The organism is Acinetobacter sp. COS3, assembly GCF_000475335.1.
GTDB lineage: Bacteria > Pseudomonadota > Gammaproteobacteria > Pseudomonadales > Moraxellaceae > Acinetobacter > Acinetobacter venetianus.
This window is the reverse complement of record NZ_AXCD01000031.1, coordinates 1-15,822: the sequence shown is the minus strand read 5'-3', so window position 1 is coordinate 15,822 and position 15,822 is coordinate 1. Positions and strand designations below refer to the sequence as shown.

The following is a 15,822-nucleotide window of genomic DNA, read 5'->3' as shown; positions in this document are numbered from 1 at the left end:
CTCGCTTTAAAAGACACTTCTCCTCGTGCTGCGCAGCACTTTTAGTTTTAAACAATTGATTATTATATAATTTATGCGTTACTCATGTTTGAGATTTACTGTTTCTACATAATTATTCATCTGTTACCACATACTGCAAATAATTAAGCTATTGTTTTTGTTGAATAAATTAAAAAAAGTTGGTGTGGTGTTACTCATGCGTTTTATTTGAAAAATATTTTTTTCATTTTTCTTCACGAAACGAATCATGAATTTTTAAAATTTTGTAGGATCCGATATTCCAGTTAAATTAATATCGGAAGTAAAAATGTATTATTTTCATTTAAGTCACAACGTTAAAGGTGATGGTCAAATAAAGTTGAGTGATGGTGATTCAAAGTATAGACTCTCAAAAAGTGCATATCACTATATTACGCGTACTTTATATTTTTCAAAGCATAAAAGTGAGATTGAAGAGCTTGAATATTGTGCATCCTATAATATGCCGATTTGGTCTGAAAATCATCCTGAAAAGTTTTGGTATGCAGCTGATCAATATACAAGTGAGACTAGACGAACCTCATCACATATTACAATCGCTTTGCCCAAAGAACTGGATAAAAATCGCCGTATAGAGTTGTCTGAAAGATTAATGCATGAATTTTGTGGTCAATATAAAATGCCATCAACAATCGCAATTCATAATCATGTCGCCGCACTGGATGGAAGTTCTGAGCAACCACATTTACATTTATTATTTTCAGAAAAAAGTATGTTGGATAATATTCAACGTTCTCCAGAGCAGTTCTTTAAGCAATATCGTCAAAAAAATCCTGAAAAAGGAGGTGCATTAAAAATTACTGCGGATGTGCTTGGGTTCGGGCGTAATATATTATTTCACTACCGAACACAAACTGAAAAAATAATAAATGAATTTTTAGAAAAATATGCACCCAAAAAAATTATAGAAATTCATGGTGTCGAACTGGAAGTGAGCAGTGCAGTATCGTGCTTATCTAATGAAGATTATAATAAAAAACATGGAAGCAATTTAAAAGATGTCCCACAAATTCCTAGGTCATTACTATATAGCACTGATCCTGAAGATCAAGACAAGGTAGCAGAATATAGAAAGAACATTCGAGAAATTCGTCAAAATAATCTGTATGAACTTTATAAAAAAGAGTATGAGCTAGCGTTGGCTAAAAAACGTGAACAGGAAATTCAGAATAAGCCACAACTTGATCAATCTAAAAAATTTGATTTTGACTTCTAATATATCCTCATTAATAAACCAAAGATGATGACTGCTCACAAACAAGCTCAATGGAATGTATTATTCCTTCTTCAGTCTTTAATTAAATCAGTTGATCTGTCTATATACTTTCTATGGGCGGATCAACTGAATTGGTATTAGCGCCATTTGACCTATTTCTTAAAATAGTTTTCCATCTGTAATTGTTCAAGCGTATGCCATTGATAACGCTCATGTCCTGCAAAATTTTGTTTGATATATACAATATGTTGAAGAATTCGCTTCTGATACTTTAACAGTTGTTGAATGCGCTGATCATCGTAATCAATATCTACCCGTTGTTGCCGCAGTGCTTGATAAAAGCAGCGGTAGTCCATATCCATATTTTTTAATATTTCCTTGGATGCCGCAGGGTGGAGTGGTTGGCTTAATCCTGCAACTGAATAAGATTCACGCGTGAAAAAGTCGGGGCGTATACGGGATTCCTTTGCCACTTTTAATGTTGGTTCAAATGTATTTGATCTAACCTTGATATTTTGAAATGCCTGTTGAATCGAATTAATTAGTGTGCTCGGTTGAATAGTATGTGCTGGTGCTGGTTTCTGCAAGCTGGGTGCAGCGACTGGAGCAGAAATGGGTGATTTCACTTTAGCCTGATGATCTTGTTGACTGTCGACTTTGATGAATTGTTTGAGTTTATTATAGTTAATCGTATAGAAATTGGTTTGCAGCCATTTATTTTGTGCTAACTTTTCAATCACAAGAATCCCAGCTCGCTTTAACTTTGCAACAATTCGTTTGATTGTTGAGATGCTGTACACGCCAAGCGTGCTTTGCCACTGTTCATAACTATGGAACCAATATTTTTTTCCATTAAAGGTTTTTCCTTCGTTATTTTCTAAAAAGTAATGCAACTTCTGTAAAAAATTGGCGGCAGCCACGCCAAACGCTTTTGCAAGCGTTGGCGAAGCAATGAGAGGATAGTCTCCAGATACGAGAAGATGATTATTCTTATTGGTCTTGGACATGATTCGCCCCACGTAGCACACGTTGTGCACGTTCAATCATCTTGTGACGTTGATGTGTACGAAATGCCCATAAAGAGGAGAGATTGTTATTTTGATTGAGTTTGGTTACTTCAAGAATTTGTTCATCAGTCATTTCATGCATGCATTGACGAATGATTCGATGGGCTTGTTCAAGCTCTTTGAGTAATGAATTGGCTGTATCCACCGCAATATAAAGATTGGCGAGTGTTTGACGCTGAGGATTTGAAATAGTTTTGCCAAGTTCAACGATAAGTTGACCAGCTTGTTTTTTAGGTGTGCACGTGTTTGCACCATGAAGAATTGCGTTCATAGTCGTTTCCTTGTGAGTAAGTTTATAAGGCTTACCAGCATCACTTTCCTACGGTGATGGTGGCAGCTTAACAGGAGTAGGAAATACCGCTCACAAGGTACGGCCAGCATAAAGCTGTCCTGTCAAGCCGCCATAACGACTGCTAAACAACAGGCAAAAAAATAGCCGCGAGTGCGACTGTATTTTGCACCTTGTGAATAATATCAGGTTCCTACGCCTGAACACAGATTTTGCTGTGTACAATTAGCTTAACTGGATATCGCTTGAGCTGTCAACGCTGTGATTGGATCTTTTTACATATCTTAACATTAAATAATTCATTGATTCTGCTGGAGATATTTTAAATTTCTGACGGCTAGGAATTTGATTGTGAATCATGTTTATGGCGATGTGTTGAGCACAAACTTTAATGTTTGCTGTGTTTTTAAAAGAAGTGATGCTAATGATGATCAGAATTTCTAATCAAGCAAATTGAAGCTGATTCGCTAAAAGAACGATGTGAATAAATCATCGATTATTTAGGGCTTCAACTACCGTTAAGACTTTCTCTAAGCCTTCTCTGGTTTGAATTTGCTGAATCGGGATACCATCGGTTGCGGTATTGAATGCATTCATAAAATAATCAATCCATTCAGAATCACCGCCCGTTAACGTAGATAAGCTTTGATAAAGGCGAATCAGTAATAATCCATATTCACCTTGTGGGGATGCGGGTTCTAATACAGCTGAGAATTCGATTTGGTTCATCGACTTGAGATCGAGACCCATCACAGTAGCCAGTTGAGTATTACCAAGACCAAGTAAATTCGCGGTTTTCAAGACGGCTTCTGCTAAAACTGTTGCTGTACTAACAGAGTTCATTCAATCGGCCCGCTGAGCTTTGCTGATTATTTATTCTATCTCATTTACAGGATATAACTGAAGAAGAGGGAACTTCAGTTTGATCGCTTTAAATCATCCTGAGCAAATCTCAATCTTCTCATTAATAGCTCATTAGGCATTGATTCATCTCAATGCGTCGAATGTAAATGCTGAGCTGCGCCGGATTTAATTCTTTATTTTATTGTTTTATTTTAATAGAGAACAACAGTCCATTTTAACCTCATCCATCAAAGCAAAATGAGCCGATCGATCGGACGAATTTGACCTTATGGGAAAAATCAAAGACTTAATGCGATTACATTTGGCGAATCTAATTGTATAGATTTTAGTGCTTTGTAAAATTGACTAAAGCGCTGGATAAAATTAATATGGGCTCGCTGGCCTACATTGCCAGTCGGTTTTGACAGACCGTTGATCCAGCACAGAGAATAGCCTGCCTATTTTTTGTGGACCTTCTCGTCCCCCTTTTTATCTTTATGGTAGGACAGAAGGGGGACACCTTCGGGTGTGCTGGTTCCTTGGATCCCAGTCTGTCAACCCTCTTTTGTTCTGCCACCATTATTTGACAGTGATATGGCAGAACTTCTTAAGATTCAAGGAGCTTCTCATGCTGTACCAATTTTTTCTAATTTGCGACTCACCCCATGTTCAACCTTGTTGTGCTTTGCAACGAGGGCGATACGGCTAATTTTTATTATTCGTCTGTATTCAAACAACATTTTTACAAGAACAATCCAACGGTGGATGGCTAAGTCACGCCTATAAAATAAACCTTTTTATATCTGCTGGTGATTGTGCATTGCATTGAACATGCGGGAAACAACCATGACTGAATTAAGCAAACCCAAAATCATACCTATTGAACACCGTCCACAAAAATCTAAGCTCTTTATAAAATGTGTGGTCTTACCCATCGTGATCTTTCTCATCGTTGCCAAAATCTTCTCTTTTGGTGCTTTCGGTTACATTTTCTTTGGCTTTGACCTATTCTGGTTTGTGATCCTTTACTACCTTTATGAATATGGAAATACCTACTTTGACGGGATGACTGAACAACTCAAGCGTCAAGGAGAAACTTTTAACTACCAAAACCGTGGTGTTTGGATTAATAGCCAAGATAAAACCATTATCCTGTTTGATCAGCCTGATCAACGCCTCGTGAAATATCCCTTTGATTACATCACTTCCGTTGGACACTACAACTTAGTTGAAGATAACTTTAGAACCACGACCACTGTGATCAGCAATCCAATGATGGGAACGCATGTCAATCAACAAGTTCATCGCACACCGATGAAACGAGAGTTTCAAGTCAATATTGGCACACGAGATCCATTCAAACCGAATTACAGCCTAAAAGTCCTATTTCCATGGCGTAGTCCACAAATGGCCAGTGAAATCCGTCAGCTACTATCAGCAGATCATTATCAATAACAGATGTTAAACGATTAAAAATAAATAAGTATTTTACACGAGCACTTCTTGCGGGCTGCCAAAGCCCGTAGGAGATGCGAGGATTATAAAAATGAAATTTCGATTTAAATTTCTACTGATCAGCAGTACGACAATGTTGCTCATGCAGACTGTGACGGCTCAACCCGTGTCTACATCTAAGTCATTCACCTTAGAGCAGAGATTAACTTGTCTGGATTGGGCTAAGAAAGAACAATCCTTGAGTAACCGCTTAGCCTTGATGGGCACCGAAATGAAATGGCCATCTGGAATCACCTCATTACAGCAACAATTTCAACAGCAGTACCGTAAACAAAAGAACAGCGTCATCAATGATCCTGATGATGAAAATTTCTGTGAAGATTGTCCTGAAACCGAAGTTTATTTGCCCAACAGCAAAAGCAATCCCATCAAAAGGATTGAAACCTTAGTGCACGTCAGTGTTGCAGGGGCAAAAACCGCAATCTATCGTGCTGATGACATTAATAACACCAAACAAAAGATCGAGGATGGATTAAATATTCAATTTAGTCGCTATAGCGGACAACAATTGAAAAGCTTTAAAGGCAAAGCCTAAATTCAATCAGGGTGATGGATTTGTACAGGATATGCAGAAAGGGTTACAGCTGTCAGTGCATGCTTTGAATTAAATACTGTTGGGGGCTTCTTAGCCTCCAACAGTATTCTTACCACATATTTTTATTCCAAAATTAGAACCACTTATTGAATGAAAAAACATTATTTAAGAATTATTTATTTGGAGGACGGTAGTACGTTTTTAAAAAATGGGAAATAATAAATTGTACTTCATCCTTGAAGTCATAGCATGATCCTTTTTTTACTCAATACCGACTACGGTGGTGATATAACCAGTGGCTAAAAGAATTAATAGACCTAACGACATTTCAAATAAAATGGCATAGCCCAATTGTTTCGCAAATTTCGGGTCTTGTAAGCGAGGTGTGAAATACCATTTGTTAAATGCGGCTAACAATAAAATACTTAGGACAAATACAATTTTAATAATAAATCCATGCCCATAAGGTGTATTGATTAGAGTATTAAAATCTTTAAAAAGTAATAAAGTAATGCTAAGACCACAAGCGATGAGTATTCCTACAATAAAGGCCGCTATTTGCCCAAATAGATGCATACGTTCTTTGAGTGGTAAGCCATTAATTTTTTTGCTTGTTTTCCATAAAGGATAAAGTGATCCCATCCATAAGGATATTACAAGTACATGTATTGATAATAAAGCTTGAGCGAATAAGGGTAAATTCGTGACATGACCTAATTGGGAAAAACTAAAAACAATAGGTAAGAGTAAGATGGTAAAGATTAACCCTTCAACTTTAGAAAACTGATTAGTTCTTCTGCTTAATTTCACGAGCATAAATAAAAATAAAAGCAGAAAACCCACTGATCGTATGATATGGGTATGGCCAATTGGAGTGTTAATTACTAGATTTATATAGTTAGTATCCCACATACCAGATAGTCCAGTATTGGCAAAACTTCCGATGAGAAGGAAGAATCCTAGAATACTGGAAATTAGTCCTAATGCTGTGCCAAGAGTTATGTATTTCAGAATAGTTTCCTTTATTTCTACATAACGTCCAAGTAAGAAGTAGGAGAAAGTACCACCAACAACAAATGCAATACCTAAATATAAAATGACTTTAACAAGCCATGATGCATATATCCAAGATTCAGGAATCATAATTTTCTCCATCGTAATAGCAACATGCCAGCAGTTCGCTGGCATGTTGCTATTAGCACTTGATTTTTATTTTGCTGATTTAATGGTGAAATTATATTCGCCATTCATGTTGTGGCCATCCGCTCCCATTGTGGTCCACACGACTGTATATTTTCCTTTTTTTAGTTTAGGTGCAGCGACGTCAAATGATTTTTTCATATCATGAGTTATTTTATAATTTAAAGGAATGTCCTTACGTTGTGCATCAAGCAACTTGACGTTCATTAACATAACTTCTTCACCAAAATTCAAAGTTATATTTTTCGGTTGGCTAGCTACAGATGCATTAATAGCAGGTGTTGCACTTTCAAGTTTCACATGTGCGAATGCACTTGAAGTAGCTACAACCATAGTCGTGCCTACGAGTACGTTACGTAGAGTAGACATTTTATTTTGAAAAATTTTCATTTCTTCATCCTCTTTAAATTAATCTTGGGCCCAGTAATGACCGAATGAAATTCATTGATTGATAGCTTGGTCACCAACTTTGTAATCCTATTATCAAAGAAAGATAGAAACACTCCGATGACTTCAAAATTACATTTTTGTCATTTTAAAAATTGAAAAGTCACAAGTGCTACACTGACTATAAAGAAAATTTCGCTTATCTAATGATCAAGTAATAGGAAATTATTTACGTTTTAATCAATTTATTACTTTTAAAATTAAATATGAAGGAGATTGTATGGACCATCATCATCACGAAAATAAAAATACACTTACTGATCCTGTCTGTGGCATGGCAGTAAAAGAAACATCTCAATTTTATGAAAAAGTTGACAGTAAAACTTTCTATTTTTGCAGTGAAAATTGCTGGTTAAAGTTTAAGAATGATCCTGCTTTTTATATTAATAAACTAGCAAAAGCGACTAATCCAAAAGAGATTGGGATAAATTCAATTGTGGTTGATCAGCCGATAAATGTGAATACTTCTACTATTTACACTTGTCCGATGCATCCCGAAATTCAACAAAATCACCCTGGGAATTGTCCTAAATGTGGTATGACTTTAGAGCCTTTACTTCCAAATCTGGATGAAGCTGACGAAAACCCTGAACTAAAAGATTTTAAAAGACGATTTTGGTATACCTTACCTTTAACTCTTATCGTTGTATTTTTAGCCATGTTTGGGCATCAGCTGAATTTATTTGATATGAAGATACAGAGTTGGATTGAACTCATTCTTACATTACCTATCGTTTTTTGGGCAGGGTGGCCATTTTTTGTTAGATGTTGGCAATCAGTTTTAAATCGTAGTCCGAATATGTGGACCTTAATTGGAATTGGTACTGGTGCCGCATTTATATACAGCCTCATTGGAACTTTGGCTCCACAAGTATTTCCAGACTCTTTTGTTTCTATGGGACGTGTCGCTGTATATTTCGAAGCCACAGCAGCCATTATTTCGCTGACCTTATTAGGCCAAGTTCTTGAGTTGAAAGCTCGATCACAGACCTCGGCAGCAATTAAATCTTTACTTGGGCTAGCACCTAAGACTGCAAGAAAAATAAATGACGATGGTAAAGAAGAAGATATTCCTCTTTCCCATGTACATGTTGGAGATTTGCTCCGAGTACGACCAGGTGAAAAGGTCCCTGTTGATGGAGTTGTTACTGAAGGGTCAAGTTCTATTGATGAATCAATGTTAACAGGAGAACCTGTTCCCGTTACAAAACGTGAAGGCGATCAAGTAATAGGTGCAACAATAAATATGAATGGTTCATTAGTAATGCGTTCAGAAAAGGTTGGATCTTCAACGGTACTGTCTCAGATCGTACAAATGGTATCGCAAGCTCAACGTTCTAAAGCGCCGATGCAAAGAATGGCAGATCATGTTGCAGGTTGGTTTGTTATGGTAGTTATTGCTATTTCTGTGCTTACATTTTTTGGTTGGGGGGTATTTGGCCCAGAGCCTAGTTGGGTTTACGGGTTAATTAATGCTGTCGCAGTGTTAATTATTGCTTGCCCATGTGCTTTAGGCTTAGCGACACCTATGTCAATTATGGTGGCAACAGGTCGTGGTGCATCGAATGGTGTACTTTTTCGTGATGCAGCTGCAATAGAAAATTTACGTAAGATTGATACTTTAATTATTGATAAGACAGGTACTTTAACTGAAGGCCAACCCTCATTCGATAAGGTTATCGCTCTTTCGGGCTATGAAGAAAATGAGGTACTTCGGTTAGCAGCTAGTCTGGATCAGGGGAGTGAACACCCTTTAGCTGATGCAATCGTACGTGCTGCCCGTGAAAGAGATCTTGTACTGTCTAGACCAACATCTTTTGAATCTGGCTCTGGGATTGGTGTTAAAGGAGAGTTAAATGGACAACAATTATCTCTTGGTAATACAGCATTAATGGAACAGCTGGGAATATCAGTTAAAGCATTTGTTCCCGAAGCTGAAAAGTTAAGAGCCGAAGGTGCAAGTGTCATGCATTTAGCTGTGGATGGAAAACTGATAGGGTTAATAGCTGTTTCAGATCCAATCAAAGCAAGTACACCTGAGGCTGTTCTTTCATTAAAAGATTCCGGTCTAAGAATCGTAATGGCTACTGGTGATGGATTAACAACAGCTAAGTCTGTTGGCGCTAGATTAGGTATTGATGAGGTTTATGGTGAGGTTAAACCCGCAGATAAATTAGAATTGGTTAAGAAATTGCAAAAAGAAGGAAGAGTGGTTGCGATGGCTGGTGATGGGATCAATGATGCCCCAGCTTTAGCTCAGGCTGATATCGGAATTGCAATGGGTACAGGAACAGATGTAGCAATGAATAGTGCACAAGTTACTTTGGTAAAAGGTGATTTACGCGGTATAGAGATTGCTCGTTCATTATCAGAAGCAACCATTAAAAACATGAAGCAGAACCTTATGTTCGCATTTCTTTATAATGCTTTAGGTATTCCTTTAGCAGCGGGTATTTTATATCCATTTACTGGCTGGTTACTTTCTCCTATGATCGCAGCCTTAGCAATGAGTCTAAGTTCAGCATCAGTCATTGGTAATGCTTTACGACTACGTAGCCAAAACTAAGTTTTTCTGACTACTCATTATTTTTAACTATTAAAGATGAGTAGTCAGTAGTTGTTTATTTTTATATAAGCGATTAATTTTTAAAAATAATTTTAAAGGTTATGCGGCCATTATGATAGTCTGCTCTAATTGTTGCGCCATGTACATCAAGAATGGATTTGGTAATTGCTAGCCCTAAGCCAGTACCTTCCTCAACTCGCTGTCTGGATGCATCTGTACGATAAAAACGGTCAAATAATCGGCTTAACTGTTCAGATGTCAATGGAGAGCTTTCATTCTCAATTGTAAAAACAGTTGTATCAAAGTTTTGTTGGGTTTTGATTCTGACTACCGATTCTGTTTTACCATATTTTATTGCATTTGATAGTAAGTTGCTCAGAGCACGACGTAACATTGAAGGATCGCCATTTACATAACCTAGACCAGTTTGTTCTAAAGTCATTTTCTTTTCAGAAGCAATAGCATCATAAAAATCAAATAAGGCAGAAACTTCTTTTACTAGATCAACTTGTTTTAAGTTTGGTAAATGCAAGCCATGTTCAGCCTTTGCAAGAAACAACATATCGGAAATCATTCGAGCTAAACGTTCAAATTCTTCCAAATTGGAGAACAGAACTTCTTGATAGGTATTAATATCTCGACTACGAGATAAACATACTTGGGTTTGGGTCATCAAATTGTTGATAGGTGTTCTAATCTCATGGGCAAGGTCTGATGAAAAATCTGAGAGTTTTTCTACTGCTGTTTCTAGCCGATCTAACATGTCGTTAAATGCAACAGCTAGTGATTTAAGTTCAGTTGGAGTGTTATCAACTTCTAGACGCTCCGATAGGTGTTGAGCAGAGATGCCTTCTGCAACCTTTGCCATTTTTTGTACGGGACGTAATCCTCGCCATGCAGCAAACCAGCCTAAAAACATTAAGCAGATAGTACCGACAATGCCAATGTATAATAACTGGCGCCTAAAATCATTTAAGAAATGCAAATGCTCGGATGTATCGATTCCAACAATAATTTGAGCTGTTGGAATGTTACTATTTCTATTAAAAGACTTTTTATAAGCTAATCCACGATAAGTTTTATTTTGTATTTTCCACTCTAACCAAGGAGTATGTTTAGATTTAATTAATGTCTGCGCTTTAATAAGTGCAGGGGCTGAACTAAAAATAATTTGACCTGTTGGTCGTTCAATTTGAACAATTAGATCATGATGACCAACTAAGGCGTCTTTTAAATAAATATTTAGCTCTTGGGAATTGGCTGGATTTTGTTCTAGTAAATTTTCTAGAAGTTGAATTTTCCCTTCTAGTTGTGTCCGGTCCTGAGTTTCGAAATGATGCATTACGAGTTGATGAATAACTAGTCCCATAATCATTAGAATGATTACGGTAGATAGAGAAAAAATAATAGCTATACGAAAGCTGATTGCATTAAACAATTTACGAGTCATCTTCAACCTCTAGAACATAACCCATTCCCCGTATGTTCTGGATTAGCTTAGGGCTAAAGTTACTGTCAATTTTACTTCTCAAACGTTTAATAGCGACTTCTACGACGTTGGTATCACTATCAAAATTCATATCCCAAATTTGAGAAGCTATGAGTGCGCGAGGTAAAATTTCACCACGTCTACGCATAAATAATTCCATCAGCGCGAATTCTTTAGCTGTTAAGTCAATACGTTGCCCAGCGCGAGTGACGCGGCGTTTACGAAGATCAAGTTCAAGATCAGCAATTGTAATAAGGTTACTATCTTCTTTTTGTTGTCCCCGTCGGAGTAAGCTTTTAATGCGTGCTAATAACTCAGCAAAAGCAAAAGGTTTTACGAGGTAGTCATCAGCTCCCAAATCTAATCCCTTAACTCGATCTTCAATTTGATCACGCGCTGAAAGAAATAGAATAGGCATTGTCTTTCCGCTTTTGCGAATATCATAAATGATATTCCAGCCATCTAATTTTGGTAACATAACGTCCAAAATGATGAGGTCATATTCTTCGGAAAGTGCTTGATGTTTACCTGATAATCCATCTGTGACCCAATCCGTAATATACCCAGCTTCAGATAGACCTTGTTTAAGGTAGTCACCAGTTTTTTGTTCATCTTCAACTAGTAAGATTCTCATTGATAAAAATCCAATATCACTCATTAAGAATATAATAACGTTATAAATACGTGATTCTTTGTAGATTACAAAAATGTCATTTTCATGTCATATAGATGTTTGGTGGTAGCCTTTAAGGTATTTGTATAAAGTTAATTTTTGGAGCAAAACATGAAAACTCTATTCCGTCGTAGCTTAACTACACTTATGTGTATTGGAACTTTAATTGCAGGAACTCAGTCTTGGGCAGCCGATGCTAAACAGGGAACCACTGTAGTCACTGAAACTAAAGCGGACTCAAAAATGTCAGAGAAATGCCAAAAACCTTGTAATATGAAGAATGATGAGAAAACCCAACAGGATCATAGTCAGCATGAGCATGGCAATATGGCTGATATGTCTCAGATGGATCACTCTAAGATGATGAATATGGATCAGTCTAAAATGGGTAATATGGATCATTCAAATATGATGAACATGGACCACTCAAAGATGAACATGTCAAATACATCAAATAAATAACAAATACGATAAATGAAAGATTGGGGAGATTAAAGCGAATAATTGGTTTGCTTGAGCTCCCCATCTTTATATTAGATAGGTGAAATAAATGTCTAAAAAATTAAGTCATGTCCTTTTAATAGGAGTTGGTTTATTTTCATCAACTTGGGTAATGGCGGCAGTTAAAGAATATGATTTAACAATCGCTGAACAAACTGTAAATATCACAGGAAAACCAGTTGAGAGAATTACTGTAAATGGTAAATTCGTTGCACCACTTCTTGAATTTGAAGAAGGTGATGAGGCCGTTATCCGTGTTCACAATAAGTTAAAAAATCAGGACTCTTCAATCCATTGGCATGGCTTATTATTACCTGGAATTATGGATGGTGTACCTGGATTTAACAAATTTCATGGCATTGCCCCTAATAAAACTTATGAATATAAGTTTAAAGTCCGCCAAAATGGTACTTATTGGTATCATTCACATAGTAAAGGACAAGAACAAGACGGTTTATATGGTGCTTTTGTTATTTATCCTAAAGATAAAACTCCACTAACAGCTGCTGAAAAAACCGATAAAGATTACGTTGTTTTGCTTTCTGATTTTCATAATTCGACAAGTGATCAAATTATGAAAAATATTAAAAAAGAAGCAGACTACTATCAGAACCGCCGCGAAACAGTATTCGATGTATTAAAACAAGTTAAACGTGATGGGCTAAAAGCGACTTGGCAAGACCGTTCTATGTGGAATCAGATGCGAATGCTGAAAACAGATATGTCCGATGTGACTGGTTATACATTTTTAATGAATGGCAAAACACCTCAGCAAAACTGGACCGGTAACTTCAAAGCTGGTGAAAAAGTTCGCCTTCGTTTTATTAATGCTTCCGCTATGTCATTCTTTGATGTACGCATTCCAAACCTAAAAATGACTGTAGTCAGTGCTGATGGTCAACCTGTAAAGCCCGTTCCTGTAGATGAGTTCCGTATTGGTACTGCTGAAACCTATGATGTCATTGTGGAACCAAAACAAGCACATTACCAAATTGAAGCTGAATCTATTGATCGTACCGGTTTTTCAGTGGGAACATTACATGAAGAAAGCAGCCCAGCAGTCAAACAAATTGAGATGCCTAAGCCTCGTCCTCGTTCTTTATTGACTATGGAAGATATGGGAATGAATCATGATATGTCATCTATGAAAGGTATGGATCATGATATGTCTTCTATGAAAGGTATGGATCATGATATGTCTTCTATGAAAGGCATGAATCACGATATGTCTTCTATGAAAGGTATGGATCATGATATGTCTTCAATGAAAGATATGAATCATGATATGTCTTCTATGAAAGGCATGAATCACGATATGTCTTCTATGAAAGGCATGAATCACGATATGTCTTCTATGAAAGGTATGAATCATGATATGCCGATGAATAGCGCTACTGTTAAGTCGGCTTCAGACAAGAATGATAATACCGTATTTGGATGGGCAAATGCTTCAACACCCGTTGGTCAAAAAGCACTCCAGTATAGTGATTTACAATCTTTAAACCCTCAACCAGATACTCGTGCCCCTGAACGTGAAATGGAAATCCGTCTTGGTGGGAATATGGAGCGCTACATTTGGACAATTAATGGTAAGAAGTTTAATGAAACAGAACCATTCAAAGTGAAATATGGGGAACGTATACGCTTGAAATTTGTGAATGACAGTATGATGGCTCACCCAATGCACTTGCACGGTATGTTTATGCAGCTTGAAAATGGTCAAGATCCAAGTAATATGCCAAATAAACACACGATCATTGTGCCACCAGGGAAAACAGTTACAACTTTACTTACTGCTGATGAATTAGGTGAATGGGCTATCCACTGCCATTTGTTATATCACATGGCAGCTGGAATGATGAACAAACTCATTGTGGCAAATGTAGATAGCAATGATGTTGATTCAAAAAGTATCGTTGCCCAACCCCATGCAAATGATAAGGGAGTGAATCAACATGCAAACCACTAAAAAACTTTTTTCAAAAACACTTTTATCAGTTGCTTTAATTGGTTTAGCAGGTATGGCATTTGCTAATGATAATTCGACTGAAAATCTAAATAAGAGTACGTCAAGTATGAATGTGCTTTTAAAAGAAGCTGGAGGATTAGGCTATGTTGAACGTAATGCTGCTCAAAGTACTTCAAAAGGCAAATTAGCTCTTAGCCAAAATCATGATAAACATCTGAACGAGCATGGTGGACAGATTTACCAAACAACTAAATTTTCCAATGAGTGGGTAATTGATAACGATGGTAAGGGTAGTTTAGGTTCTAGTTTCGAAACATTGATTGGAACAGATGAGAATCGAGTATTTGTTGAAGCCAATCTGAATAAAGCAGAGAGTAATGATCCCAATTATGATGTGTCTGCACTTTATAGCCGTAATGTAGCACCATTTTGGGATGTACAAGCTGGTCTAAGATACAGCGAGGATAAAAATAACAAGAACAGCGATCGAGTCGATGGTGTCGTTGGTATATTAGGTCTTGCTCCTTATTTCTTTGAGACCAAAGCTTACCTTTATGGTGGAAAAGACAACTTCTGGGGAGCTAGTTTTGATTTCGACCGTGATTTATTACTCACTCAAAAGTTGATTACTCAGCCATATATTGAAGCAGATGTTGTCTTTAATGATAATTCCGACTTTGCATCAAGGACGGGATTGTCAGAATTGAAGACAGGTATTAAAACTCGTTATGAGATTAGCAAACGTATCAGACCATTTGTTGATATAGCTTATCAATATGAGAAAGGACAAAAATCAACTCCTTTTCAAGAAGCAACAGATTCTGAAAAGGGATGGCTATATGGTGCAGGTATTGAATTAGTTTTTTAATTTTGTCTCGATATTAAAAATAGCAGGCCCTAGGGCCTGCTATTTTTGAACCGTACCGGGTTTGTCGGAGAGTCAATATTCTGAGAGACTATCCCGATGACAAAATTAAAATATACCCCTGAAATCAGAGAAAGAGCGGTTCAATTATTGATTGAATCTGAAAAAGATTATCCTTCTACTTGGGCTGCAATCACAGCAATTGCGCCTAAGATCGGTTGTACTCCTGAAACACTTCGTGCCTGGCATCAAAAGCATTTAGATCAGCAAAATCCTATTAAAGTACAACAGATATCTGATCAAGAAAAAATGAAGCAAATGGAACGTGAAATTAAAGAATTAAAGCGTGCCAATGAAATTCTACGTAAAGCAGCCGCTTTTTTCGCCGAGGCGGAGCTCGACCGCCCATACAAATAATGGTGGATTTTATCCATAACAATAAAGATCGATATGGTGTTGATGCGATTTGTAGGATTTTACCGATCGCAGCTTCAACCTATTACCGAACTTTAGATCTCGCTGACAATCCAGAACATCGAGCGAAACGAGATCTACATGATGAGCATCATGCTGAACAAATTAAACGAATTTGGAAGGAAAGTTCAGGT

13 protein-coding genes, 2 pseudogenes and 1 other annotated feature are annotated in these 15,822 nt (G+C 37.0%); of the genes and pseudogenes, 8 read left to right on the top strand and 7 right to left on the bottom strand.

Annotation, left to right across the window (positions count from 1 at the left end):
• Positions 1–307 precede the first annotated feature (307 nt).
• Positions 308–1,255: a MobA/MobL family protein gene (locus IO68_RS28210; protein ID WP_023013738.1), complete on the top strand. Its 948-nt coding sequence runs from the start codon at positions 308–310 to the stop codon at positions 1,253–1,255.
• 152 nt (positions 1,256–1,407) lie between these two features.
• On the opposite strand, the gene IO68_RS28205 is transcribed toward IO68_RS28210, so the two are convergent.
• From IO68_RS28205 to IO68_RS28195, 3 genes are all read right to left on the bottom strand, one after another.
• Positions 1,408–2,262: a hypothetical protein gene (locus IO68_RS28205; RefSeq protein ID WP_023013737.1), complete on the bottom strand. Its 855-nt coding sequence runs from the start codon at positions 2,260–2,262 to the stop codon at positions 1,408–1,410.
• Complete coding sequence (locus tag IO68_RS28200) at positions 2,246–2,593, bottom strand: hypothetical protein (RefSeq protein ID WP_023013736.1); 348 nt, start codon at positions 2,591–2,593, stop codon at positions 2,246–2,248. Before IO68_RS28200 ends, IO68_RS28205 begins: the two co-directional genes overlap by 17 nt.
• A 507-nt stretch (positions 2,594–3,100) precedes the next feature.
• The gene (locus tag IO68_RS28195; protein WP_023013735.1) at positions 3,101–3,454 is read right to left on the bottom strand and encodes an antitoxin Xre/MbcA/ParS toxin-binding domain-containing protein; all 354 of its coding nucleotides are present in this window, start codon (positions 3,452–3,454) and stop codon (positions 3,101–3,103) included.
• 846 nt (positions 3,455–4,300) lie between these two features.
• Here IO68_RS28195 and IO68_RS28190 point away from each other — a divergent pair.
• Both IO68_RS28190 and IO68_RS28185 read left to right on the top strand, forming a co-directional pair.
• Positions 4,301–4,909, top strand: a complete 609-nt coding sequence (locus IO68_RS28190; RefSeq protein WP_002159601.1) for a hypothetical protein — start codon at positions 4,301–4,303, stop codon at positions 4,907–4,909.
• A 91-nt stretch (positions 4,910–5,000) separates the two neighbouring features.
• A pseudogene (locus IO68_RS28185) lies at positions 5,001–5,492 on the top strand (hypothetical protein); the annotation flags it as partial.
• A 273-nt stretch (positions 5,493–5,765) separates the two neighbouring features.
• Here the strand turns inward: IO68_RS28185 and IO68_RS28180 are convergent.
• Both IO68_RS28180 and IO68_RS28175 read right to left on the bottom strand, forming a co-directional pair.
• Positions 5,766–6,647: a copper resistance D family protein gene (locus IO68_RS28180; protein ID WP_002058530.1), complete on the bottom strand. Its 882-nt coding sequence runs from the start codon at positions 6,645–6,647 to the stop codon at positions 5,766–5,768.
• A gap of 66 nt (positions 6,648–6,713) precedes the next feature.
• Entirely contained in the window at positions 6,714–7,094 is a 381-nt protein-coding gene (locus IO68_RS28175) for a copper resistance protein CopC (protein WP_002058523.1), read from the bottom strand.
• A 277-nt stretch (positions 7,095–7,371) separates the two neighbouring features.
• On the opposite strand from IO68_RS28175, the gene IO68_RS28170 reads away from it, so the two are divergent.
• On the top strand, positions 7,372–9,717 hold the full coding sequence (locus IO68_RS28170) for a heavy metal translocating P-type ATPase (RefSeq protein WP_023013733.1): 2,346 nt from the start codon (positions 7,372–7,374) through the stop codon (positions 9,715–9,717).
• A gap of 73 nt (positions 9,718–9,790) precedes the next feature.
• On the opposite strand, the gene IO68_RS28165 is transcribed toward IO68_RS28170, so the two are convergent.
• A complete protein-coding gene (locus tag IO68_RS28165; protein ID WP_023013732.1) occupies positions 9,791–11,167 on the bottom strand; it encodes a heavy metal sensor histidine kinase in 1,377 nt (458 codons plus the stop codon).
• Entirely contained in the window at positions 11,157–11,840 is a 684-nt protein-coding gene (locus IO68_RS28160) for a heavy metal response regulator transcription factor (protein ID WP_002058525.1), read from the bottom strand. The genes IO68_RS28165 and IO68_RS28160 overlap by 11 nt, the downstream gene beginning before the upstream one ends.
• Before the next feature lie 150 nt (positions 11,841–11,990).
• Here IO68_RS28160 and IO68_RS28155 point away from each other — a divergent pair, with 150 nt between their 5' ends.
• From IO68_RS28155 to IO68_RS33655, 4 genes and pseudogenes are all read left to right on the top strand, one after another.
• Positions 11,991–12,341 carry a hypothetical protein gene (locus tag IO68_RS28155; protein WP_002058521.1) on the top strand — a complete coding sequence of 117 codons (351 nt, stop codon included), beginning with the start codon at positions 11,991–11,993 and terminating at the stop codon, positions 12,339–12,341.
• An 88-nt stretch (positions 12,342–12,429) separates the two neighbouring features.
• The gene (locus tag IO68_RS28150; RefSeq protein WP_031234841.1) at positions 12,430–14,349 is read left to right on the top strand and encodes a copper resistance system multicopper oxidase; all 1,920 of its coding nucleotides are present in this window, start codon (positions 12,430–12,432) and stop codon (positions 14,347–14,349) included.
• A complete protein-coding gene (locus IO68_RS28145) occupies positions 14,336–15,217 on the top strand; it encodes a copper resistance protein B (RefSeq protein WP_002058497.1) in 882 nt (293 codons plus the stop codon). Before IO68_RS28150 ends, IO68_RS28145 begins: the two co-directional genes overlap by 14 nt.
• 96 nt (positions 15,218–15,313) lie before the next feature.
• Positions 15,314–15,822, top strand: a pseudogene (locus tag IO68_RS33655) (transposase); the annotation flags it as partial.
• Positions 15,589–15,705 (top strand) — a sequence feature (AL1L pseudoknot). It overlaps the preceding pseudogene by 117 nt.